At 59.0% G+C, this 21,710-nt stretch carries 18 protein-coding genes; 4 read left to right on the forward strand and 14 right to left on the reverse strand.

Annotation, left to right across the window (positions count from 1 at the left end; translation table 11 throughout):
- Both EII11_RS10555 and EII11_RS09795 read left to right on the forward strand, forming a co-directional pair.
- Window positions 1–1,031: hypothetical protein (locus EII11_RS10555; protein WP_165867142.1), on the forward strand; the 1,031-nt coding region annotated here is incomplete at its 5' end.
- On the forward strand, window positions 1,028–1,771 hold the full coding sequence (locus tag EII11_RS09795) for a hypothetical protein (protein WP_124872235.1): 744 nt from the start codon (window positions 1,028–1,030) through the stop codon (window positions 1,769–1,771). The genes EII11_RS10555 and EII11_RS09795, both read left to right, overlap by 4 nt.
- 464 nt (window positions 1,772–2,235) lie before the next feature.
- Here the strand turns inward: EII11_RS09795 and cysS are convergent, their stop codons facing one another.
- The 5 genes from cysS to EII11_RS09820 form a co-directional block, all read right to left on the reverse strand.
- Window positions 2,236–3,684 (reverse strand): cysteine--tRNA ligase, encoded by a 1,449-nt coding sequence (cysS, locus tag EII11_RS09800; RefSeq protein ID WP_124872237.1) that lies wholly within the window; start codon window positions 3,682–3,684, stop codon window positions 2,236–2,238.
- A gap of 10 nt (window positions 3,685–3,694) precedes the next feature.
- Complete coding sequence (locus EII11_RS09805) at window positions 3,695–4,507, reverse strand: heme ABC transporter ATP-binding protein (RefSeq protein WP_124872240.1); 813 nt, start codon at window positions 4,505–4,507, stop codon at window positions 3,695–3,697.
- Complete coding sequence (locus EII11_RS09810; protein WP_124872242.1) at window positions 4,508–5,611, reverse strand: FecCD family ABC transporter permease; 1,104 nt, start codon at window positions 5,609–5,611, stop codon at window positions 4,508–4,510.
- Window positions 5,608–6,717 (reverse strand): heme/hemin ABC transporter substrate-binding protein, encoded by a 1,110-nt coding sequence (locus tag EII11_RS09815; RefSeq protein ID WP_124872245.1) that lies wholly within the window; start codon window positions 6,715–6,717, stop codon window positions 5,608–5,610. The genes EII11_RS09810 and EII11_RS09815 overlap by 4 nt, the downstream gene beginning before the upstream one ends.
- A 112-nt stretch (window positions 6,718–6,829) precedes the next feature.
- Complete coding sequence (locus EII11_RS09820; RefSeq protein ID WP_124872247.1) at window positions 6,830–10,798, reverse strand: HtaA domain-containing protein; 3,969 nt, start codon at window positions 10,796–10,798, stop codon at window positions 6,830–6,832.
- Window positions 10,799–11,024: 226 nt separating this feature from the next.
- On the opposite strand from EII11_RS09820, the gene ispF reads away from it, so the two are divergent.
- Window positions 11,025–11,525, forward strand: coding sequence for a 2-C-methyl-D-erythritol 2,4-cyclodiphosphate synthase (gene ispF, locus EII11_RS09825; protein WP_124872250.1), 501 nt, complete (start codon window positions 11,025–11,027; stop codon window positions 11,523–11,525).
- Between the two features lie 188 nt (window positions 11,526–11,713).
- Here the strand turns inward: ispF and EII11_RS09830 are convergent, their stop codons facing one another.
- From EII11_RS09830 to EII11_RS09860, 7 genes are all read right to left on the reverse strand, one after another.
- Window positions 11,714–13,132: an MFS transporter gene (locus tag EII11_RS09830; protein ID WP_124872252.1), complete on the reverse strand. Its 1,419-nt coding sequence runs from the start codon at window positions 13,130–13,132 to the stop codon at window positions 11,714–11,716.
- A 134-nt stretch (window positions 13,133–13,266) separates the two neighbouring features.
- Entirely contained in the window at window positions 13,267–14,049 is a 783-nt protein-coding gene (gene ispD, locus EII11_RS09835) for a 2-C-methyl-D-erythritol 4-phosphate cytidylyltransferase (RefSeq protein ID WP_124872334.1), read from the reverse strand.
- 13 nt (window positions 14,050–14,062) lie between these two features.
- The gene (locus EII11_RS09840; RefSeq protein WP_420820454.1) at window positions 14,063–14,671 is read right to left on the reverse strand and encodes a CarD family transcriptional regulator; all 609 of its coding nucleotides are present in this window, start codon (window positions 14,669–14,671) and stop codon (window positions 14,063–14,065) included.
- 129 nt (window positions 14,672–14,800) lie between these two features.
- Complete coding sequence (locus EII11_RS09845) at window positions 14,801–15,487, reverse strand: response regulator transcription factor (protein ID WP_124872255.1); 687 nt, start codon at window positions 15,485–15,487, stop codon at window positions 14,801–14,803.
- On the reverse strand, window positions 15,484–16,644 hold the full coding sequence (locus EII11_RS09850; RefSeq protein ID WP_124872258.1) for a sensor histidine kinase: 1,161 nt from the start codon (window positions 16,642–16,644) through the stop codon (window positions 15,484–15,486). The genes EII11_RS09845 and EII11_RS09850 overlap by 4 nt, the downstream gene beginning before the upstream one ends.
- A 205-nt stretch (window positions 16,645–16,849) precedes the next feature.
- The gene (locus tag EII11_RS09855) at window positions 16,850–17,587 is read right to left on the reverse strand and encodes a phosphoglyceromutase (protein ID WP_124872261.1); all 738 of its coding nucleotides are present in this window, start codon (window positions 17,585–17,587) and stop codon (window positions 16,850–16,852) included.
- Window positions 17,588–17,761: 174 nt separating this feature from the next.
- The gene (locus tag EII11_RS09860; protein ID WP_124872264.1) at window positions 17,762–18,103 is read right to left on the reverse strand and encodes a histone-like nucleoid-structuring protein Lsr2; all 342 of its coding nucleotides are present in this window, start codon (window positions 18,101–18,103) and stop codon (window positions 17,762–17,764) included.
- 247 nt (window positions 18,104–18,350) lie between these two features.
- Between EII11_RS09860 and EII11_RS09865 the strand changes: the two genes are divergently transcribed.
- Window positions 18,351–18,797 carry a GNAT family N-acetyltransferase gene (locus EII11_RS09865; protein ID WP_124872268.1) on the forward strand — a complete coding sequence of 149 codons (447 nt, stop codon included), beginning with the start codon at window positions 18,351–18,353 and terminating at the stop codon, window positions 18,795–18,797.
- Between the two features lie 162 nt (window positions 18,798–18,959).
- Here EII11_RS09865 and EII11_RS09870 read toward each other — a convergent pair whose 3' ends face one another.
- Entirely contained in the window at window positions 18,960–19,949 is a 990-nt protein-coding gene (locus EII11_RS09870) for a class C sortase (protein WP_124872271.1), read from the reverse strand.
- An 86-nt stretch (window positions 19,950–20,035) separates the two neighbouring features.
- Window positions 20,036–21,706: a SpaH/EbpB family LPXTG-anchored major pilin gene (locus tag EII11_RS09875; RefSeq protein ID WP_124872274.1), complete on the reverse strand. Its 1,671-nt coding sequence runs from the start codon at window positions 21,704–21,706 to the stop codon at window positions 20,036–20,038.
- Window positions 21,707–21,710 lie beyond the last annotated feature (4 nt).

The following is a 21,710-nucleotide window of genomic DNA, read 5'->3' on the forward strand; positions in this document are numbered from 1 at the left end:
CAAGCCAACCATCCAGCGCACGCCTAGCATCCAGCACCATCGAATACCTGGCCAACCGCACCCAAGGCATGGACTCAGCAGGCAACCCCCTGATCTTCCACAACGATGACGAGAAGATCCTGCCCGGCACGGTCGGAAAAACTGGCATCAACAAGCTTGTGCATATCCTGGGCACACACATGCTTTCAGTGGAAGAAGCAATCCGATACGGTGATGACTACAAATCTGCCATCGGGGCTTCTGAGACTATCGGGCGTGATGATTACGGAAGCATGACCAACATCCCGCGATTCAATAGGCCAGATTTATTGACGCTAATGAAGCCTGTTGTTTCGTCGGACGAGGGACTGCGTGCTCTGCGTCAGGCTGTGACGAACTATCAGGATTTGCATTTCGCTGTGGTTCTGCGGGATCACTATGGTAAACCTTCCTATGATCAGGCCCTGAAGCACGCGCTTGGAACAGATGCCAAGCTTGAGGGCTTTTTCATTGACCAGATCGCAGAGGCGCGCATTGATGCGATGAAAACTAAGGCTGACCTCGCGCAATACTGGATTGATCTAGGAAAAGATATCTCAGGCAACCTTCCCTTCTCGGACATCCCAGTTGCCGGGAACTTCGCTGGGTTCTTGGCAGACCGCTCCTTGAGTGAGCTTGAAAGAAGTGTTCTTGGGAACATAGAGCATGAAGAATCAGCAGAACGCCTCACCGCTGAACTCTTGGCCCAGGATGCCTTGCGTGCGCGAAAGGGCGCGATCGTCGGTGCTCTGAACGAAGCAGGCATCATCGATCATGACTTAGTCGTCCAGTTCTGCACCGACACCGATATGCCAACACGCGATGCACACGCCTGGCTTCAGTCCGATTTCCCATCCGTTGATGTGACAGAGCAAGACATCCCTGATGAGAGGATGCGCTCGTCAGAGGAAGTCAGAAGGCAAAAGATCATTGATCGTATTGCCGGTAGGTACTTCGATCTACACGACTACACTCAGGACTACGAGACAGCTTTCGAAGGATTCTTCAAATGAAACCCCTTAGTGACAGAGCACGCATGGTGCTGGGCACAGTCTGCGCCGCCCTACTTTTAGGCGGGTCGCTCAGCGCATGCTCTCACACACCAAACACGAGAAACGCTCCGCCCCGGGTAGAACTCTTAACAGCAGATGAACTCAAAACCGCTGAGCCTGCGGTCCGCGAAGAGTACTACATTGGTTCTTCAACGAGATGCGGTCCAGATGAAAATGGGAAGCTGCCGTCTGCTCTTGAGAAGACTCCAAATGTTACCTATTTTGAACAAGATGAACGGCGAATCATCATTGGGGTCTGGGATGAAGAAGACTCACGCCCTTCACAGACACTTGAGGATATCGTAAACGGCATAACGCATGACAAGTGCCGATTGGGGAAAGCCTACTTCACGGCTTTGGGGGAGAAATATAGCTCCAGCCAATGGCGCGTGGATCCGCTCAATTTTGGCCAAGATGTCGTGGCCTTCCGCGCCATAGAGTGGGCGGTTCGTCCTGAAAATCCGGTTCCTCCAGCGCCGGTGAAACGCGAAGGCGTAGAGGTGTACTCGACTGCGCGTGCTTATGGGATCGTTGACGGCAAACTCGTCATGGTCCGAATAGACGACACTACCGTTGAACCCCCAAGCGAGGCAGAACTGCGCGCCCTATGGAACGCCCAAGCAGGTAAAGTCCTCTACCTTGACGGCCTCGAACACGCTCAAGAACTCCTCACACCCCAAAGCGAACAAACAAACAAGTAAGAGGCCAAGCTAGGCTTGACCACCCAACACCAGGCCTTGCCCTCCCACCTCACATGCGGACAGCCTCGCCAACCCCTGCGCCCTCGCCACTTGACAAACAGCAAAGAGATACCGCAAAACATTGAACCAGGACCTGGGTCCCACAATTCAGAGCATGCTCACCCCACACCAGTTCACCAGGATCACGATTGAGGCATGCCCGACTCCGCAGCACGGTTATCCGTTGGTTTCGAACTCTATTGTTCCGAATCCTTCTGCGACACGAACGGGAGCATCATGACCCTTCCCAAGCGCCTTTTTCACCTCTTCAGCGCCGGGGATTGCTTCCCCGCCCGTAGCGCCGCCGCGACAAACACCCCGACCAGACGGCATCCCACTTTGCCGAGTCTTTGAAACATCATGGTCTTTGCCCTATTATGATCCGATTCTTCTTCAGGGCAGCCTCGATCACTCTGCCACTGGCCTTACGCCAGATGCCAGCTTGCTCCTTCGCGGCCGTCCTCAACGATCACACCGGCGGCAGCCAGACGATCACGCAGGGCGTCAGCCCTCGCCCAGTCCTTTTCGGCGCGCGCCTGAGCGCGTTCCTCAATGACGGCTTTCACCAGCGCATCAAGGGCATCAAACTGCGCTGAATCTGCACCGGCTCCGCCCTCGTCCTTCCACTGCGGGGACACGGGATCCAAGCCGAGCACGTCAAGCATCGAACGCACAAGAAGTTGTTCGCGGCGAGCAGCCTCCACATCACGGGCCTCCACTGCCACGTTTCCGGCCTTCATATGCTCATAAATGACCGCGAGCGCACCGGCAACATTGAGGTCGTCATCCATGGCGGCACTGAAGGCTTCGGGAAGCTCTGCCGGGGTCAGCGCCTGCACCTCGTCGATGGGCACTTCGCCAGCAACATCAATGGTGCGCTCAACGAAGGCACTGACCTTCGCCCATGCTGCCGCTGCTGCGGGGAGCGTTTCCGGCCCCCATTCGATGGAGGATCGGTGGTGCACGGTGGACAGGGCCCAGCGGACGGCGGCTGCGGGAGCCTCGGCGGTCAGAGTCTCCACAGAGAGCACATTGCCCAGGGACTTCGACATTTTTTCGCCCTTGGTGGTCACCCACGCGTTATGCACCCACATGCGGGCAAAGCCCCACCCTGCCCCATGAGACTGCGCCTGCTCGTTCTCGTGGTGGGGGAAACGCAGGTCAATACCGCCACCGTGAATATCAAACTCTTCACCCAGGTAACGCTTGGACATAGCCGAGCATTCCAGGTGCCAACCTGGGCGGCCCCTCCCCCACGGGGAATCCCACGAGGCATCCGCCGGTTCGCTGGGTTTCACGGCTTTCCACAGTGCGAAGTCACGCGGGTCGCGTTTGCCGGCCTCCACAGCCTCGTCAATCTGAGCGTCATCTTCGGTGGAGAGCATGTCGTCAAGCTTTTGGCGGGTGAGGGAGCCGTAATCGGCTTGCGAGCGCACGTCGAAATAGACATTGCCTTGCCCGTCAGCGTAGGCGTGACCGGCCTCCATCAAGCGTGCAATCAGGTCGATTTGTTCGGGGATGTGCCCGGTTGCTCGGGGCGCCACGGTGGGCGGAAGGACGCCGAGCGTGGCATAGGCGGCATCAAATTCGCGTTCGAAGCGTGTCGCCCACGCCCACCACTGCCATCCGGCCTCGGCGGACTTGGTGAGGATCTTGTCGTCAATGTCGGTGACGTTGCGAACGTAGGTAACGCTCATGCCGTAGCGACGCACCCAACGGATCAGGGCGTCGAAGGCGACAGCACTACGCAGGTGCCCCACGTGGGGGGAGCCCTGCACGGTCGCGCCACACAGGTAAATGCCAACGTGACCGGGGGTGACCGGTTCGAGGGGTTGGAGGCGGGCGGACTTGGAGTCGTACAGGTGTAGTGCCATGCTCTCTATCTTAGTGGCGCACCTGCTGGGGCAGAACCACGAGGCGCCCGTCGTGAACGGTGGCGACCTCAATGGGCCATTCGTAGACGCGGCTGAGTAGCTCCCCGGTCAAGACCTCTGTGGGCGGGCCAAAAGCGGCGATACCCCCCTTTTCCATGAGGGCGATTTTGTCGCAGTAGGTGCCCGCTAACTGCAGGTCGTGCATGACGGCCACCACCGCGTGCCCAGCTTGGGCCAGCTCACGGCAGACCTGCATGGTGCGTTCCTGGTGGGCAATATCGAGGGCGGCTGTGGGTTCATCAAGGTAGACCAGCCCCGTTTCTTGGGCGAGGACGCGCGCGAAGGTGACGCGGGCTTTTTCGCCACCTGACAGGTGGGTGACTTCGCGGTCCTGAAGGGCCGTAACGTCGGTTTGCTCCATGGCTCGCGCAACGGCGGCCTCGTCAGTGTGAGTGTCCGTGTCCCAGCAGTGGCGGGCCATGGCGACAATGTCGCGCACCAGGTATGAGAAGGGGAACTCAATGGTTTGAGGCATGACGGCGCGTAGTTGAGCGAGCTCCTTGCGGCTGTGCTCCTCGATGGGGCGCTGCCCGTAGCGGATGGTGCCTGCTTGAGGGTGGAGATCGCCAGCCATAATGCCCACCAAGGTGGACTTGCCGGTGCCATTGGGGCCCAGCAGGCCCACCACCTGGCCGAACTCAACGCTGAGGCTGACGTCGTGGAGGATTTGGCGCGTGCCGTAGGAGAAGCTGATGTGCTCCGCCGTCACTGCGGGTGTGGAGAGTGCGGGCGCTGATGCGTCTCGTTCGTTTGCGGGCGTCATTTAGTGTCCTCCTCGTTGCAGGCGGGCACGCAGAAGCATGAAGAAGGTTGGCCCACCCACCAGCGCGGTGAAGATGCCGATGGGAAGGTCTGCGAAGGGGATGATGGTGCGTGCAGCGAGGTCTGACAGGGTGACCAGCAGGGCTCCGGCCAGCATGGCTCCGGGAATGAGTACGCGATTCAGCGGACCCAAAGCCAGGCGCATGACGTGGGGAACGATCAGGCCAACGAAGGCGATCACGCCCGCGTAAGAGACGGCTGCGGCGGTCAGCAGGGTTGACAGGGTGATGGCCGCCAGTCGCAGTGCCTGCACGTTAATGCCGACGTGTCCGGCGGCGCGCTCTCCCAAAGAGAGGGTGTCGAGGCGCTGTGCCAGGGCGAAGGCCCACAGGATTCCGATGGTGACAACCACGGCCACCGTCCACACCTGGGCCCACACCGTGCCGTTGAGGGACCCCATCTGCCAAAAGACAATGTGGTCGCGGGCGGTGGTGGGCGCAATATAGGTGGCGATCGAAGCCAACGCGGTACACACGGCGGTCACAGCAATACCCGTCAGCACCAGGGTGACAACATCAGCTTTGCCGTTGGAGCGTGACAGGAGGTAAACCACCATCGCTGCCAGCAAACCGGAGAGGAACGCTGCGGCGGGCACGGCGAAACCGGCCAGAGCCTGTGGGATGAATACCATTGCGAGGGCCGCGCCAACCGATGCGCCCGAGGAGACGCCGATAATGCCCGGTTCTGCCAGGGGGTTGGAAAAGACAGCCTGCATGACCGCGCCAGCGACCGCCAGTGCTGCGCCCACCAGGAGTCCCAAGACAATGCGTGGGAAGCGAATATTCCACAGGGTTGAGAACGCCAGCGTGTCTTGGGGGTACTCTGTCAGCCCCAGGGGTGCGAAGGATGAGCGCAGGACGTCACTCACGCTCACCTGATATTGGCCCAGCAGTGCCGAGGCCAAAGTGGAGGCCACCAGTCCCACGATGACCACGCTCATGGTGATGACCATACGCACCCGGCGCCGCTCGAATCCCAGCAGTGTGGGCGCCGCTGAGGTGCGCGTGGTGGCGGGGCGCAGTGCAGTCTCGGTCGCTGCGCTCATTGTTCGTCGTCCACGCCGTAGAGGGCGCGGGCAATAGCAAGCAGGGTGTCACCCGTTTGCGGGCCGAAGGACAGGGAGAGGCCATCGGGGATGGCGATGATGCGCTGTTTTTGTCCGGCGCGCGTTTCTGCCACGCCCGGGCGGGCCAGCAGTCCGGGAAGCCCTTCGGTGGATTCCAAGCCGGAGGTCATGACGAAAATAACTTCCGGGTTGAGGGTGACGAGGGATTCAGCGTTCGCTGGCGATACTCCTCGGATGCCGTTAGCTCCTGCAACGTCACGAGCGCCGACGGCTTCAATGAGGGCGGCTGCGCCCTCGTCTTGACCGAGGATGAAGAACACGCCTGCGGTGCCGCGAACATAGAGGAAGGCGGTATCGAGGGGTGTTTCGGGTGTCCATTCTTTGATCTGTGCGAGGGCGTCGTCAATGCTCTTTTGGGTGCGCTCTGCCAGGGCTTTTCCGGCTTCGTCGGCGCCAATGGCGTGGGCGATGGTGCCGATCATGTCATCAATGGTGTCGATGCTGTGATCGGGGTTGATGAGGACGAGGGGAATACCCGATGCGCGGAGTTGATCGAGGGCTTCGGGTGGGCCAACGGAGCGGTCGGCAATGATGACGGTGGGCTGGAGGGAGAGGATCGCTTCAGCGTTGAGGGTGTGTCCGTTTTCGGTGACGACTGGAAGGTGAGCGAGCTGCTTTTCCGTTGATGAGATGGTGCGGCCGACGAGTTTATCGCCGTAGCCCAGGCCAATGAGGGTGCGGCTGATTGCGCCGGGTAGGTCAAGGGCGAGGATCCGCGAAGTGTCCGTAACGGTGACGGAGTTTCCTTCGGCGTCGGTCAGGGTGACGGGGAGTTTTTGGGGGAAGTTTCCTTCGATCGGTGTGGGGTCGTCGAGGTCAGGAACTTGCGAGAGGCCTTCAAGTGTGCGCGGGTCGGGTAGGTTGACCGTTGTCGCAGTTGAGGCAGATTGGGTGTCCTCAACAGACTGGGCCTGTGAGGTGGCCGATTGAGCGCTGGCGGCTGCGTCGGCCGGGTGGGTGGGGGTGGTGCAGGCGCCAAGGAGCAGGGCGCAGGCACCGATTGCTGCAAGAATCCTGGTTTTCATGTTTTCCTCATGACTGTGCGGTGCGGGGTGAAGAATGGGGTCTTCACCCCGCACCGCAGGGTCTTTACCGCTCACATTTTAGGTGGTGAGCAGTATTGCGTGATTGTGGCATTCAGTGGTGCTGGCGTGCACGCACGCCGCGTCCTGACATGCCCACTGCTGCTGCACCGAGAGCCAGCACCATGAGCGACATCCACACGAGAGCCTGGGCCTCGGTACCGGTGGATGCCAGGCCACGGCCTGCGCCTCCGGCGGTGACGTCACCGAAAGCGTCGTACTCGATAAGTTCGCCGGTTTCGGGATCGCAGGCGGTGGCGGGAGCCAGCGACGCGGAGGAGGACATCGGGTCAAGGGCAGTGCCGGCCGCGTAGAAGCCAGCGAATGCCTTAGCACCTGTGTCGGTGAGGGTCACCGATGCACCGTCGAAGCTCAGGCCGCTGTCGGAAGCGCTCACGCCGTTGAATCCGAGCGAGGCGAAGGCCACGCGACCAAGGTTGAACTTGTTACCGGAGGTATCCGAGCCGGACACCGTCATGTACAGAGTTCCACTGTTGCCATTGATCTGAACAGCGGGGTTACTCATGGTGAGATCCAGGATGCCGTTGTGGCCGTAGAACTGGACGGTTCCGCTGTAGTAGATGGTGCCGCTGCCGGTGGAGGTGTTATACAGGCCACCAGAAACGGGGAAGTTGAAGGTTGAGCCATCCCAGGTGACACCGTTGAGGTTCCACCCACCCTTAGCAATAGAGCCACGAACGTAGGTGGTGAAGGAGCTACGGACACCCCATGAGAGGCTGCCGGAGGTAATGCGCTTACGGTGGGGGTCCACCGCACATTCCTTCTTCTGCTTCTTCACATCCGGCGTACCGCCGTTGGCGTTAGGCTGCTTCGTCGTGGGATCCTCGTTCTTCTTCGGGCCATCCTTTGTCGAATCATCCGTGGCGTTGTTGTCCGTGGATCCGTCACCGGTCTTGGGGGTCTCCACAGGGGCACCTGCAGAAATGGTGATCGGGTCGAAGTCGCTGGCACCCTCGGCGTAGAAGCCACCAAAAGCCACGGAGCCTTCCTTCGTGAGCGTGAGCTTGGCGAAGGTGATGGTGGCGTCCTTTCCGGTGCCCTTGACAACGGGGGCGGAGAGGGTGGCGAGGGTGACGCGGCGCAGTTGCGGCGCAGCCTTTCCTTCGGCAGCCTTCTTCAGGGCTTCAGGGTTGCCCAGAAGCGCCATGTCCTTGGCGTCGTAGGGACGGGAGGCAACGTCTGCAACCAGGGTCCAGGTGTTGCCGCTTCGGACGATCTCAGGGTTGGCGATGGTGATGTCCAGCAGGCCGTGGTGTCCGGTGAAGTGGACCTTACCGGCGAAGCGGGAACCAGCGTAGTTGGCGAGGTCAACGCCCACACCCTTAGGGCTGGGGAAGTTGAATTCGCCGGTGGCGCCTTCAGAGAGGGTCCAGGAGCCCTTTGCGAGGCCCTTGAGGTAGCTGCGGAACTGTTCGCGGACACCCCAGGTCAGTGTGGGTGAGAACTTCTGAGGAGTGGTGTCAGCGGAGGAGTTGTCCTTTGGCTGCTCACCCTTCGGGTTTTCCTTGGGGTCCTCGGTCTTGGGCTGCTCACCCTTCGGGTTTTCCTTGGGGTCTTCGGTCTTGGGCTGCTGGTCCTTCGGGGTGTCCTTGGGAGCGTCTGCAGCGCGCAGCGACACGGTCAGTGCGTCAAGCGCACGGTTTCCTGCCTTATAGAAACCACCGAAAGCCTGAGCGCCCTGTTCGGTGAGTTCCACCGAGGAGAAGCTCACCGTTGCACCCGTTGAGGTGTGGGCGAGGTTCATTCCGCCAAGGTTGGCCAGGTGGACGCGTGCAGGTGCGGGAGCGTCTGTCGAGGATGCTGCCGCGCGCAGGGAGGAGCCAGGACGTGCGCCAGGCATGGCGAAGGGGCGGGAGGCAACATCAGCCATGAGCTTCCATGCCTGGCCCTCACGCACGATTGCCGGGTTAGCGATCGTGAGATCAAGCAGGCCACCATGTCCAAGGAAACGTACCTTGCCCTTGAACTCTGCGCCCGTGAAGTTACCGTGGGCAAGGGTTGCACCGTCAGCCAAGGGGAAGACGAAGCGGCCGGTGGCGCCTTCGGAGACCTCAACCTTGCCGTGAGCAATGGGTCCGGTGACGTAGTCGAGGAAGCTCTTGCGGATACCCCAGTTCAGGTCAGCGGTGTATTTCTTCCCTGCATCAGCCTGAGGGGGAGCGGGAGTTTGTGGCTCATCCGCCTTCTTGTCTGCTGCGAGGGTTTCTTCCAGGGTGCGGGGGTTCATCGCCTGTGCTTCTTGACCGGCGGCGGGCTTGTCCTTGAGTTTGCTTCCCAAGGATTCGAGTCCAGTCCAATCAGAGAAGCGGTTACCGCTGACGTGCAGCGAGGTGAACCATTCCTGGCTTGCGGCCGGCCATGTGGCGAAGGTCGAAGGATCGGTGATGAAGTTGTTGGCAACGTTGATCTTCTGCATGGCGCGCATCCTCTTCAGAGGCGTCACGTCAGAGATGCGGTTGTCATTGAGGTAGAGCTCGCGAGTGTGGAAGTTTTCTCCCAGGGGGGAGATGTCCTCGATACGGTTGTTCGCAAAGTTAAGGATGCGCAGGTTTTCAGATCCTACGGGCAGTCCGGCGATGTCCTTGATCTTGTTGTTCGCGGCTTCGATCGTTCCCAGGTTTTCAAGCTTCTTGAAATTCGGGATCGTCGTGATCGCATTGTTGGAGACGCGGAGCGTCTCAAGCTTGGTCAAATCAGCCAAAGGCGACAGATCGGTGATTGCATTGTTGTCGAGCTCGACAGTATGCAGCTTGTTCAATCCAGCCAGAGGTGCCAGGTCGACGATTGCGTTGTGAGAGAACTTGATGGATGCCAGGTTCTTGGCACCTTCGAGGCCCTGCAGAGAGCGAATCTTCTGCTCGTCGGTTTTGTTGATACCGATGCACTGCATGGACTGAAGGGTCTGGATGACCTTATTCGTGATGGGGGTTGAATCCTTCAGATCAAGCTCCCAGCGAATGCAGTGAGCCAATGTAGGGTCAGGAACGTTGACGTCAACGATTGCTTCATTAGGATCTACGAGCGGCTTGTTGCCTGGATCCTTGTAGAGGTCGGGGAAAATCTTCCACAGGACGGGCTCGGGAGCCTTTGCATTGGTCCCGTAGAGCTGAATGGTAGCAACGAAAGGATCGCCCACTTCACCGTGGTAGAAGCCAACGAGTTCCTTGGACATTTGGGTGATGCGCGGCTTATGCGAGGCAATCACCAGGTAACCGTCACGCATTTCCCATGTCAGATCCTGCAGATCAAGCAGAGCCTGCTGAGTGAAGGTCTTTGCGCCGCCACCAGCCAGGGTTCCCTTCGTTGCGGCGTCCACCAGGAGCTTCTTGTTGGTGAAGTCGATGGTGGGGTTGGAGATCTTCACGTCCAGTACGCCACCGTACTTAAGCCAGTGGACCTCGCCACCGAATTTCAAGGTCGTGGGGTTCTTGACGTCAATGTTCTGCCCCTGCTTGGGGTACCACACGAGGTTCTTGCCTTCGGAGAGCTCACGCACGCTGGTGCGGTCTTCATTCTCGCTACCAACGTACTCACGGAAGGAACGCCTGAAGTCCCAGTTCGCAAAGCCCAGGTGGACTTCGTAGTTGGTCTTTTCAGGTTCAGAGACCTCCGCTGCCCCTTCAGGCGCGTCAGCAGCATCGTTTGCTGCTGGAGTATTTGGAGTTGCCTCACCTTGCGCGCCTTCGCCCTGGGCCGCATTTCCTTGAGTGCCCTCAGTTTGGCTACCTGCTGCTTCGCTGGGCTCGGAAGCCTCAGGCTGACCCTCAGCAGCGCCACCCTCTTGCGGCACATCCTGAGGGGCAACAGGGTCGCCGGCAGCGGCTTCAGCGCTGTCGGGCGAGGTTTGCGCGCCAACAGTGGGTTCACTGCTGACTGTTTCGGCGTTGTCGGCGGTAGGCATAACATCGCTCGCCATTGCGGCGTTGCCTGGGAGGATGCTTGCTGTAGCAAGAAGGGCTGTCACCACGCTGGTGACAAGCGCTCGCTTTGTTACAGGTCTCATGGTCTGCAGTACTCCTAAATACACTATAGGCGCACCAATATTCTATTGGCCCCATTCACCTTAATTAGGGCACCCTAATCGGACAAACAATCTGACAGGCTGCCATTAAAAAGGAAGGGCAGATGACCTGCATAAACAGGCATTTAATTCATAGATTATTGATCTAATTCTCATTCTCCGTTCCCGCCTCAGGCGCAACGCCGCCGTCCTGGCCTAAAGTGGAGGGATGTCGACACCTCCTCCCGTCTTTCGCATTGGCCACGCTCTTGACGTCCACGCCTTCTCCCCTGAGATGGACGGCACTAAGAAACTCATGGTCGCCTGCCTGGAATGGCCCGGCGAAACGCCCCTGGTAGGTCACTCTGATGGCGATGTTGCCGCTCACGCTATCTGCGACGCGCTCCTAGGCGCTGCGGGCCTGGGCGATATGGGCACCGTCTTTGGCACCGATCGCCCCGAATGGTCAGGGGCTTCCGGCGAGGCTTTCCTGCGCGAAGTCATGCGGATGCTTGAGGTTGCCAAGTGGCGTGTCGGAAACATTCACGTTCAGGTCATTGGTAATCGCCCCCGCATGAAGGCTCGCCTCCCCGAAGCCGAGGAACGCTTGAGCGCCCTCGTTGACGCCCCAGTCAGCGTTTCAGCAACAACCACCGACGGCCTCGGTTTCACCGGCCGAGGCGAAGGCCTTGCCGCTCAAGCCACAGCTCTCATCGTCCGCGCAGACTAACTCACTTCAGCCCCGCCCTACCCTAGCCTCAGCGACGCATAACCCCTACGCCCCAGTTACGTGACACTTGTTGCGTTTGGTGACAGCTATACCTGTCACGCTATGCAACAACTGTCACACAACCATCGAGGCGTCACCACCCTCAGCGCCGCCATGCGCAACTGAGCTGACCGGCTACCGTCGCCGCCTTAGCTTTCATAGATATTGATGTGGGCGTCATCCTCACGGATAGGGATAAGAAGCAGCAGGCCCACCAGCAAGATGAGGACAATGCCGACAATGCCCCAGTGGGTAGCCGAGTGTCCCTCGGTAATCTTCGAACCGATCCAGACAGACAGACCATACATCGCTGGAGCCAGGAAGGACACTGCACGGCCCGTGGTGGCGTACAACCCAAACACCTCACCTTCACGGCCTTCAGGAATGATGCGCGCAAGGAAGGAACGTGAAGCAGACTGTACCGGCCCAACAAAAACACACAGAATCAGGCCCAACACCCAGAAGGTGATCTTGCCGTAGTCAGCCATGAAGAACACACCCATGCCAGCCAGGATCATCAGAAGCAGTGATGCCTCAATCACGCGCTTAGGTCCGAAACGGTCATCCAGGGCACCAAAGGAGATGGTGGCAATACCGGCGACAATATTTGCCGCCACACCGAACATCAAGACCTCGGACTTCCCAAAGCCAAAAGCAGAGGCTGCCAGGATCGCTCCGAAGGTAAATACTCCAGCCAAACCGTCACGGAAAACTGCTGAGGCAATGAGGAACTTCAGGGTGTGGGGAGCCTCTTTGGCAAGGCTCTTCACCGTCTGGAACAGTCGACGGTAGGAGTCAATGATCGACTCTGAAGGCTCAGGGGCGCGGGAACGGCGAGGCTTCGGGGGCCGAATGACCACGGGCAAGGCGAAGATGCCAAACCATGCGGCGGCGATCAGCATGGACACGCGCACGTCCATATTGTTCGTACCGCTGACACCAAAAAGGCCAACCTCAGGCTTGATGAAGCCGAAGAAAAGCACTAGCAGCAGGATAATGCCACCCACGTAGCCAGCGCCCCAGCCCAAGCCAGATACGCGCCCCATGTTCTTCTTGTCAGCCAGGTGATTGAGCATGGCGTTGTAGTTGACCGAAGCAAACTCGAAGAAAATATTGCCCAGGCCCAGCAGGGCAATGCCCAGCCAGAGGGCACCGATGGGGCCAAGTGGGCTGCCGGGATACACGAAGTACATGACGCCCATGCAGGCTACGACGGCGTAGGTGAAGATACCCACCAGCAGACCGCCTCGCCCTGCACGGTCAGCGCGTTGGCCGGTCACGGGGGCCAGCAGGGCGATGACAAGGCCCGCGATGGTCAGGCCCCAGGAAAGGTACTGGTGGGCGTCAGTTTCATTCGTGAAAAGCCCATCCGTCGTCAGGTAGACGGAGAAGATGAAGGTGGTGGCAACGGCATTGAATGCCGCCGACCCCCAGTCCCAAGCAGCCCATTCAAGGATGGGGCGGGTGAAGAGTTTAGCCTTCTGTGGTGCAGTAGCCTGCGTGGTCTGCGCCTGCGTGGGGTCGGCCGTGGCCTGAACAGCATTGTGCGCAGCTTCGGGCTGGGACATGGTGCCTCCATGGTGCGTGGGCGGTGCCCTGGGGTGACGGCCGGAACGGTCCGCCAATGGAACGGTAGCACGAGGCGGCCCGTGAAACAGAGTCCTTCGTCTATGTGTGGACGCCACTCACAACAAGCTGGGCATCAGGAGTTGTTGTGACGACGCTCCAGGACCTTCATCATCGCTTCAACGAAGAGCAGATCCTTCGTTGTTGTGATCTTCAGAGCCATTCCGTCGCCCTCAACTACGTGCACGCGGCCGCCCATGGCTTCAACGAGGCCCGCGTCATCGGTGGCTGCGGTGCCTTCTTGCGCGCCGCGCTCACGTCCAGCCTCGTGGGCTGCTTGGAGGGTGCTCCAACGGAAGCCCTGCGGGGTTTGGACCGATACCAGGGTCGAGCGGTCGGGGGTGGCGACGACATAACGCGGCTCCGTCCCCGCTGGTGAATCGCTGTGCGCGGAGGCCACCTGTTTAACGGTGTCGGTGACAGCAAGGGCTGGGATGACAGCCTCGCATCCGTCTTTTACGGCGGCGATCACACGTTCAATCATGACTGGGGGCGTCAGGCAGCGTGCAGCATCATGGACGAGGACGACGCTGCTATCCCCCAGCGTGGCTCCGCAGCGTTGTGCGAGTGCGGGAAGTGTCGCCATGCCAGCGGCGACGGAGGCCTGCCGGGAGGCTCCACCTGCGACGACCTCGACGGGAAGGTCAGGATGACCTGGAAGAGGGGTGACAAGATTACTGAAATCGTCAATGCGTTCGGCGGGAGCTGTGACAACAATTCCTGCGACGCCAGCATCAGCCAAGCCTTGGGCAGCCCGCACGAGCATAGGTACGTCTCCCACAGGCACGAGGGCCTTAGGAAGAGCGGCACCCAGGCGTGTGCCAGAGCCTGCGGCGGTCAGTACGGCAAAGGTTGGCACGGACGTATTACGCTCAGGCGGTGGTTTCAGCGGCGTCAGCGTCCGCAGATTCAACAGCCCCTGCTTCAACAGCCCCAGATTCAACAGGCTCAGAGTCAACACCCTCAGAGGCGCTGTCAGCTTCGGGGTCTACGGTGTAGCCTTCAGCGAGCACAGCGTCAAGGCGTTCGGCGGCAGCAGCCTTGGAGATATTGCGGGCGAGCGCCAGTTCGGAGGTGAGAATCTGGCGAGCCTTGACAAGCATGCGCTTTTCGCCGGTGGAGAGCTTCTTAGAGTCATCACGGCGGGTCAGGTCACGGACGACCTCTGCGACCTTAACAATGTCGCCGGTGGCGATCTTCTCCTGGTTGGCCTTGAAACGGCGTGACCAGTTGGTGGGTTCTTCAATGTAGGGGGCGCGAAGAACGGACAGCACATGGTCGAGGCCGTCCTCGTCAACAACGTCGCGCACGCCCACGAGGTCGACGTTTTCAGCGGGAACCTGGATGACGAGGTCTCCCTGGTTCACGCGAAGCTTGAGGTAGGTCTTCTCTTCCCCGCGGATAGTGCGGATAGAGATGTCTTCGATTGTCGCTGCCCCGTGGTGGGGGTAAACAACCGTCTGACCAATTTCGAACGACATAGGATCGCGCTCCCTGGGACTCGACACGGCAAATTACATTCTATCATCACCATTGGAACCCCCCGGGGAGGAGTTGCCCACAACACAGTGACCCGACTACACCTGAACTGCCGGCCTAGTGGGGCGGCATCACAGTGCGACGAGCTTGTAGCCCACACCTCGTACTGTCACCAGACGCTGCGGAGCCGAAGGGTCGCGCTCGATCTTTGAACGTAAACGTTTAACGTGAACGTCCAAGGTCTTAGAATCATGGAAATCTTCAGTCCCCCACACACGTTCCATGAGCTGCGATCGCGTCAAGACCCGCCCAGCATTGCGGGCCAAACATGCCAGAAGCTCGAATTCACGCAAGGGCATGGACACAACCTGGCCATTAACGCTGACCTCGTGACGCTCCACGGATAGGCGTAATGCGCCTACCTCTAGCACCTCATCGCCATCGTCGCTTGATGAAGGTTCCCTACGACGCATGACAGCTCGCACGCGCGCCAGCAGTTCACGGTAGGAGTAGGGCTTCGTAATGTAATCATCAGCGCCGTTTTCTAGACCGACAATCCTGTCAGCCACATCATCTTTGGCCGTCACCATAATGATGGGCGTGTTGTGGTGGCGACGGATTGTGGCGCAGATGTCCATTCCTGAGATACCCGGCAACATAAGATCAAGCAAAATGAGGTCAAAGCGCCCCGATAGCGCCTGCGTCAGGCCGCTTTGTCCATCTGCCGCTTCGGTGACGGTGTAGCCATCGCGTTCAAGGGCGAAAGCGAGGGCTTCACGGTAAGTGTCTTCATCTTCGATAATGAGGATGTCAGTCATGAAAGGTCACGTCCTTCCCTTTCAGCGACGGGCAGTGTCATGGTGAAGGTTGAGCCAGCGCCCTCTTCAGATTGGACGCTTACGGTGCCGCCATGTTCGGCAACGATGTGTTTGACGATGGACAATCCCAAACCGGTGCCTCCTGTTGCTCTGGAGCGTGCGGGGTCCACCCTGTAGAAACGCTCAAAAACGCGTTCTTGAGCGTCGCTGGGAATACCGATCCCCGTATCAGCGACATGGATGTTCACCCAGTCGTCAGTGCGTTCGCAGCTTACGCGGACAACACCTCCGGCGTGAGAGTAGCGAACTGCATTGTCAAGAAGGTTATGCAATGCGGTGATCAGCAGATCTTCATTCCCCCACACCAGAAGAGGTGGAAGAAGCGTGGTGTTGGGGCTTTGCAGGGTGATGTCGTGCTGTTCGGCTCGTGTTTCTTGGCGTTGAATGGCAGCATTGACCACCCCACGGCAATCAGTGATTTGGGGTTCGTAGGGAGCTTCGGGGCTTTGGAGGCGCGAGAGGTCGATAATGTCTTGGACGAGGTTTCCTAGCCTGCGTGCTTCGCGGGTAAGGCGTGGGGCGAAGCGTGCAATGGCCTCGTGGTCGTGGGGGTTTGCCGAAATTGTTTCCGCAAGAAGACTGATCGCACCGACGGGTGTTTTCAGTTCATGGGAGACATTTGCAGTGAAGTCTCGGCGGGCGGCTGCGTCACGGCGATGTTGGGTGCGATCTTCAGCGATGATGAGTACCCTGCTGGCGGGCAAGGATGCGGCATGGATGTGAAAGTCGAGCATTGCCTCATCGTCCATGCCTGATCGCGGTAGTTGGATTTCTCGGGAGATGAGGCTCCCTGCGCGACGAGCCCGACGGGCAAGGCTGATCAGTTCGGGGTGGGTGAGTTCTCGCCCGTGAATGATGCCTTTGGCGTGGGCATGAGCGTCGGCGCGAACCACCTCGTCATCTTCGTCGAGGATGATGGTGATGCCCGGAATGGCGTGCAAGACTGCAGATAGTTCGGCGGAGAGGCCATCAGTGGTGGCGGGCGTTGTCGAAGTATTGGCGTGTTCGCGTTCGGAAATACGGAAGGCTGCCACGCCAACAGCGCCGACGAGGACGCCAAGGGAGGCCACCATGATGAGGATGAGCACGTCTGGCACGCCTCCACCATAACTGGCATTTCCGTTGCGGGAGGGCCCATATCCCACATTCTGTCGATCTTGGTCGAGGCCGAGCCGAGTCTACGAAGGGGGAGTGAGCGCGGTTACGGCCCCGTGAACAAAAAGGGGGCTGGTGGGAGCGTTGTGCTCCCACCAGCCCCTGGATGCTGTGTCAGGTATCTATTGATACGTGATGTTTAGCTTGTCACTTGCCTTGGTTGGCAACTGCAGCGATCTTGGCCTCTGCCTCAGGATCGAGGTAGGTGCCACCCTTCTTGACGGGCTCGAGGGTTTCCTCGTCCAGCTCGTACACCAGTGGAATACCGGTGGGGATGTTGAGTTCAGCGATGTCCTCGTCAGAGATGCCATCAAGGTGCTTGACGATAGCGCGCAGGGAGTTGCCGTGCGCAGCGATCATCACGGTCTTGCCGGACTTAATGGTGGGGACGATTTCCTCTTCCCAGTAGGGCAGGAGGCGCTCCAGCACGTCCTTGAGGCATTCGGTCATGGGGATCGGTTCTCCAGCGTAGCGAGGGTCAGCGTCCTGGGAGAATTCAGAGCCGGCCTCGATGACGGGCGGGGGAACGTCGTAGGAACGACGCCAGAGCATGAACTGCTCATCGCCGTACTCGTCGCGGATTTCCTTCTTGTTCTTGCCCTGCAGTGCGCCGTAGTGACGCTCGTTGAGGCGCCAGTTGCGCACAACGGGGATCCAGTGGCGGTCGGCAGCATCAAGAGCCAGATTGGCAGTCATGATGGCGCGACGCAGCATGGAGGTGAAGAGGATGTCGGGCAGAACGCCATGTTCCTTGAGGAACTCGCCGCCGCGGACGGCCTCGGCGCGACCCTTGTCAGAGAGGGGCACGTCAACCCAGCCGGTGAACAGGTTCTTTGCATTCCATTCGCTCTCGCCGTGGCGGAGCAGCACGAGTGTGTAGGTCATGGCTCTATTCTTCCATTCTTCGCCCACTGCTGTCACGGCCTAAGGGCCTGACTTGTTTCGGGGCCATATGCGCGAAGGGAGTACGACGGTTGGCCGCCCCGGGATCGCCTGATAGATACGGGAAACCCCCGGGCGATACGCACCGGGGGTTTCCTTTCGTGGTTCTTGCGGAGGTCAGCAGGTTGCTGGATTCTCCTGGTAGTAACGCTCAATGATCTCGGTCGAGATGCGACCGCGATCTGAAACGGTAATACCCTTACTTCGCGCCCATTCGCGAATGGCGGAGGTGTCATGTGCGGAAACTGAACGTGACGATGAACGTCGCTGTTGACGGGCTGCTCGTCCAGTTATGCGGCGGGCAACGGCGGTCCATTTAGCAAATGCTTCATCCATCTCAGCAATATGCTCAGCACTGAGATCAATCTCGTAGCAGACGCCCTTGTATGCAAATTCGATGGTGTCAGCGGCTTCACTCTGATCGAGATCATCGATCAAAAGAACCTGTGTCTTTTTCATTTTAAAGTAACCTTCCTGTCTGTTCAACAGAAACGGTGAATCGGCCTTACATATCATAACAGTTAGAGGCTTTTAGAAATCAAATCGAGAGATACGCAATGCACACACATGCGGGAATCTGATAGCAACAATTGCACATCTGTATTGGCCGGCTCTTCGAGGCAGGGGTAGCATGTCAGCAGTTAAAACAACACCCAGCCGCACCAATGCGGCCTCTATCAGCACCCCCTCACCCCTTAGGACAGGCATGAGCATCGAAATCGCACACTCCCCTAACGCCGAACTTGTCTCTGCCATGGAGCGCCTCATTCCCCAGCTTTCACGCAGCTCAGCCCCACTTGACCAGGCAGGCTGCGAACGCTTGTTGGCTCAACCGGGTGTATTTCTTTTTACCTTCCGCCCAGACACCCCAAACGATGATGGCGAGCAGCCCATTCTGGGGATGCTTTCACTGGTCACCTTCGAAATTCCGACCGGCATCCGCGCCTGGATCGAAGACGTCGTCGTCGACAACGAAGCGCGTGGTCACGGCGCCGGGCAGGCACTGGTTGAAGCAGCATTAACCCACGCTGAAAAACTTGGAGCACGCACGGTAGACCTGACTTCCCGCCCTTCTCGTGAGGCAGCCAACCGTCTTTACCAAAGGTGCGGTTTTGTTCAACGTGAGACAAATGTTTACCGGTTTAACGGTTAAGACACCAGACCCAGAAAAGTTTTTCACGAAAATCTAACAGCGCCTCGGAAATAAGGAGGGGAACACCCCTAAGGATTTCCGTCCCCAATCCGGCAAAAGGTGCCATCTGTTACCCCACTGCCAACATCCTTGATGCAAGTTTTGAGTGAAGACTGAAACCTATTATCTGGTCATTTTATCCGCGAGTTTCCCATTCCTACGCACATGCTGAGGATGCATAGTCGCACCCTCTTCACGGCGGAAAGAACCCCGCGCCCCTACCTCGTCCACTCGGAAATCCTGAGGACTTTCTCGGCGCTGCACGCGATACTGCCACCACGCATGGATAGCATTCACGGCCGCAAGGACAATAAAAACGAGCGCCCAAATCGCCCACCATGGGAAGCGCGGCAGTTGCGACTCATCCTGTGATTGCTGCACGTCCTTAATGGGTGTTGGGGTGACGCGCTCGCCGGTGACGAGAATACGGTGAGAGTTAATCCCTAAAGGCGTACAGGTCACCAGCGTAGCGATATCTTTTTGCGCCACCGCACGAAGGCTTTGGTTTTCTTCGGGCTGCACAACTTCTTTTTTGGCAACCTTATAGGTCAACACCTCACCGAAAACCTCAACGGTAAAGGTGTCGCCATTATTGAGTTGGTCAAGGTCGGTGAAAAGACGGGACTGGGCAAGACCTCGATGAGCGGTCAGCACCGTGTGCGTTCCTATACCCCCAACGGGTAGAGATGTTCCCTGGAGGTGCCCTACCCCGCGGCTGAGCACCGTTTCACTTGTGCCGTGGTAAATCGGCAGATCAACGTCAATGCTTGGGATACGCACCCTTCCCATCAGCCCTTCATGATCAGCCTTGAGGAGATCTTCGTAGGGCCATAGTGACGCCACCATCGGGTCAACAAAGTTACCAACCCCGGCAGGCTTCCGATGATTAGGCAGAAGGTCAGCTCCCGCGCTCAGTGCTGCGTTGTACTGGCGTGCGGCGCGCAGTTGAACATCCGCTTCAGGATCGGCATGTGCCACGTTGGAACCAAGAGCGTTGATGATTTGTGACTGCCGGTATTGATTGATCCACGAGGCAGTGTCGGAGTAGAGCAGGAGCCCACCGCCAAGGAGGATCAGGGCGGAGGTGAGGAGCCGTAGGAGGAAGAGTCTCATGCGTAGTTTTCAGGTAGTGGTCGCGTGCACGATGGGTGCAGGCGCTTTTATGCGCCTGCACCCATCGACAGTGGCGTCAGGATCTGTCAGTGACGCTTCTTGCGACGCATGGCAACCAGGAAGGTTCCCATTGCGGTCAGCAGAACGGCACTGCCTGCCAGGGCAAGGAGGACCTGGCCCGAGGCGCCGGTCATCGGCAGGCTGGGCAGGATGTCTCCGGCAGTGCCACCGGGCGTCTGCTTGTCAACATTAATCTTCCACTTATCGTTGATGATGTCGACGGGGGTGCCCTTGTCGCTGCCTTCGTAGTTAGTGTAGGGGGTCAGCGTTTCGGGGCCGTTAAGCTCGAACTTGATGGGGTCGGGCAGCTTCTTGAAGCCAGGAGGAGTTTCCACCTGAACGATGTAGTAGTCACCATTGGGCAGGGTGAAGGTTCCATTACCGTTCTTGTCGGTGACGATCTCGGTGCGTCCGTCCTTGCCAACAACAACGGCCTCGTCGCAGCGATCGCCGCTGGTGGCACAGGCCTTAGCAGCGTCTTTATCTTTGAAGATCTTGTACTTTGCGCCTTCAACGGGAACGGTGTTGTCGCCACCGCCGCCGGGGGTTTGCGCAAGAATGTCCACCGTGCTCCAGGGGGCAGGGGTGGGAGCGCCATCGCCACCGGGGACGACGGGCTTAGGGCCGTTAGGATCGCTCGGGTCGACATTCTCATTTCCGTTGTAGAACACGCCCGATGCCCACTGGTCGGAAGCGTTGGGGCCGCCGGAGTTGACGATGCCACCGCCGGTGACCTTGTCGGCAATCTTCACCTGAAGCTCAACAACCAGCTTCTTGTTGCGGTGGTTCATCAACGTGGCACCATCAGCGATAGTGGCTTCGACGGTGCCCATCTGACCGGGGGCACTGGGGGAACCATCGGATTCAAGTCCAGTTGTCTTGGCGACTACGTTAACGGCAGTTCCAGAAGCGAAGGCGGTACCGAAGTTTGCCTTGTCGGTGTCGGCGGGAAGGATCTTTGCGCTCACGCCCACGTAGTGCGTGTCGGTATCGATCTTGTCGGTGAACTTGAAAGAGGTGATGTTCTGCTGGCCAGGGATGGTAAAGGAGACGTACCACTTAACGACGTCGCCAACCTTGGTGGCCCCGGTCCCGTCGAAGGTTTTTTCTACCAGCGAGGCGGTGTTCTTGGGGTAGACGTGAACCTCGTAGTTCCAGCCGGATGCTGCGTCCTTCGAGGGGAAGGGGACGGTAACAAGGAAGGGCTTGGCGACCGAGGTAATACCGTTGTTGCCGTGGTCGGCGCCTTCAGTCACGAGGTAAACGCCGATGGCGCCCACGTTGAAGGTGGCCGAACCGTCAGCTTGGGTGCGCTGCGTGGTGGCGGGTTCAAGGGTGAGGCCCTGACCGGTGATGGTGTCAGCGGTTGGGGTGGCCTCGAACGCGGTCTTGAGTGCCGCGAGCTTGGTCCAGCCTGCCTGCTCAAGAAGGTTGATGCCGGTGATCTTTTGGACGCTGAATTCAACGTCCTTCAGAGGGCGCGAGCCTGCGGGGGCTGCTACCTCGTGGGAGGTACCTGCTGCTGCTGCGGCGCTGGGCTCGGAGAGCTTGTGAACAATAATCTTGCTCTGTGCGTTTTCTTTGATATTGGCCGTGCCGTCGGCTGCCATTGCAGGCAGGGCGACGATGGCCAGCATGAAGGCAACCACCAGGGCAAATACCCGGGTGAGCGTCATGCTCGGCGTGCGAGTACCCATTTCA

Source organism: Schaalia canis, assembly GCF_003858455.1.
GTDB classification, from domain to species: Bacteria; Actinomycetota; Actinomycetes; order Actinomycetales; family Actinomycetaceae; genus Pauljensenia; species Pauljensenia canis.

Bases quoted from the DNA above. Each gene is read 5' to 3' on its own strand.
- ispF (WP_124872250.1), top strand. From the start codon at position 11,025: ATGTCGACACCTCCTCCCGTCTTTCGCATTGGCCACGCTCTTGACGTC.
- EII11_RS09860 (WP_124872264.1), bottom strand. From the start codon at position 18,103: ATGAAAAAGACACAGGTTCTTTTGATCGATGATCTCGATCAGAGTGAA.
- EII11_RS09845 (WP_124872255.1), bottom strand. From the start codon at position 15,487: ATGACTGACATCCTCATTATCGAAGATGAAGACACTTACCGTGAAGCC.
- EII11_RS09830 (WP_124872252.1), bottom strand. From the start codon at position 13,132: ATGTCCCAGCCCGAAGCTGCGCACAATGCTGTTCAGGCCACGGCCGAC.
- EII11_RS09855 (WP_124872261.1), bottom strand. From the start codon at position 17,587: ATGACCTACACACTCGTGCTGCTCCGCCACGGCGAGAGCGAATGGAAT.
- EII11_RS09805 (WP_124872240.1), bottom strand. From the start codon at position 4,507: ATGACGCCCGCAAACGAACGAGACGCATCAGCGCCCGCACTCTCCACA.
- EII11_RS09810 (WP_124872242.1), bottom strand. From the start codon at position 5,611: ATGAGCGCAGCGACCGAGACTGCACTGCGCCCCGCCACCACGCGCACC.
- EII11_RS09795 (WP_124872235.1), top strand. From the start codon at position 1,028: ATGAAACCCCTTAGTGACAGAGCACGCATGGTGCTGGGCACAGTCTGC.
- EII11_RS09865 (WP_124872268.1), top strand. From the start codon at position 18,351: ATGAGCATCGAAATCGCACACTCCCCTAACGCCGAACTTGTCTCTGCC.
- EII11_RS09820 (WP_124872247.1), bottom strand. From the start codon at position 10,798: ATGAGACCTGTAACAAAGCGAGCGCTTGTCACCAGCGTGGTGACAGCC.
- EII11_RS09870 (WP_124872271.1), bottom strand. From the start codon at position 19,949: ATGAGACTCTTCCTCCTACGGCTCCTCACCTCCGCCCTGATCCTCCTT.
- EII11_RS09815 (WP_124872245.1), bottom strand. From the start codon at position 6,717: ATGAAAACCAGGATTCTTGCAGCAATCGGTGCCTGCGCCCTGCTCCTT.
- EII11_RS09875 (WP_124872274.1), bottom strand. From the start codon at position 21,706: ATGGGTACTCGCACGCCGAGCATGACGCTCACCCGGGTATTTGCCCTG.
- cysS (WP_124872237.1), bottom strand. From the start codon at position 3,684: ATGGCACTACACCTGTACGACTCCAAGTCCGCCCGCCTCCAACCCCTC.
- EII11_RS09840 (WP_420820454.1), bottom strand. From the start codon at position 14,671: ATGTCGTTCGAAATTGGTCAGACGGTTGTTTACCCCCACCACGGGGCA.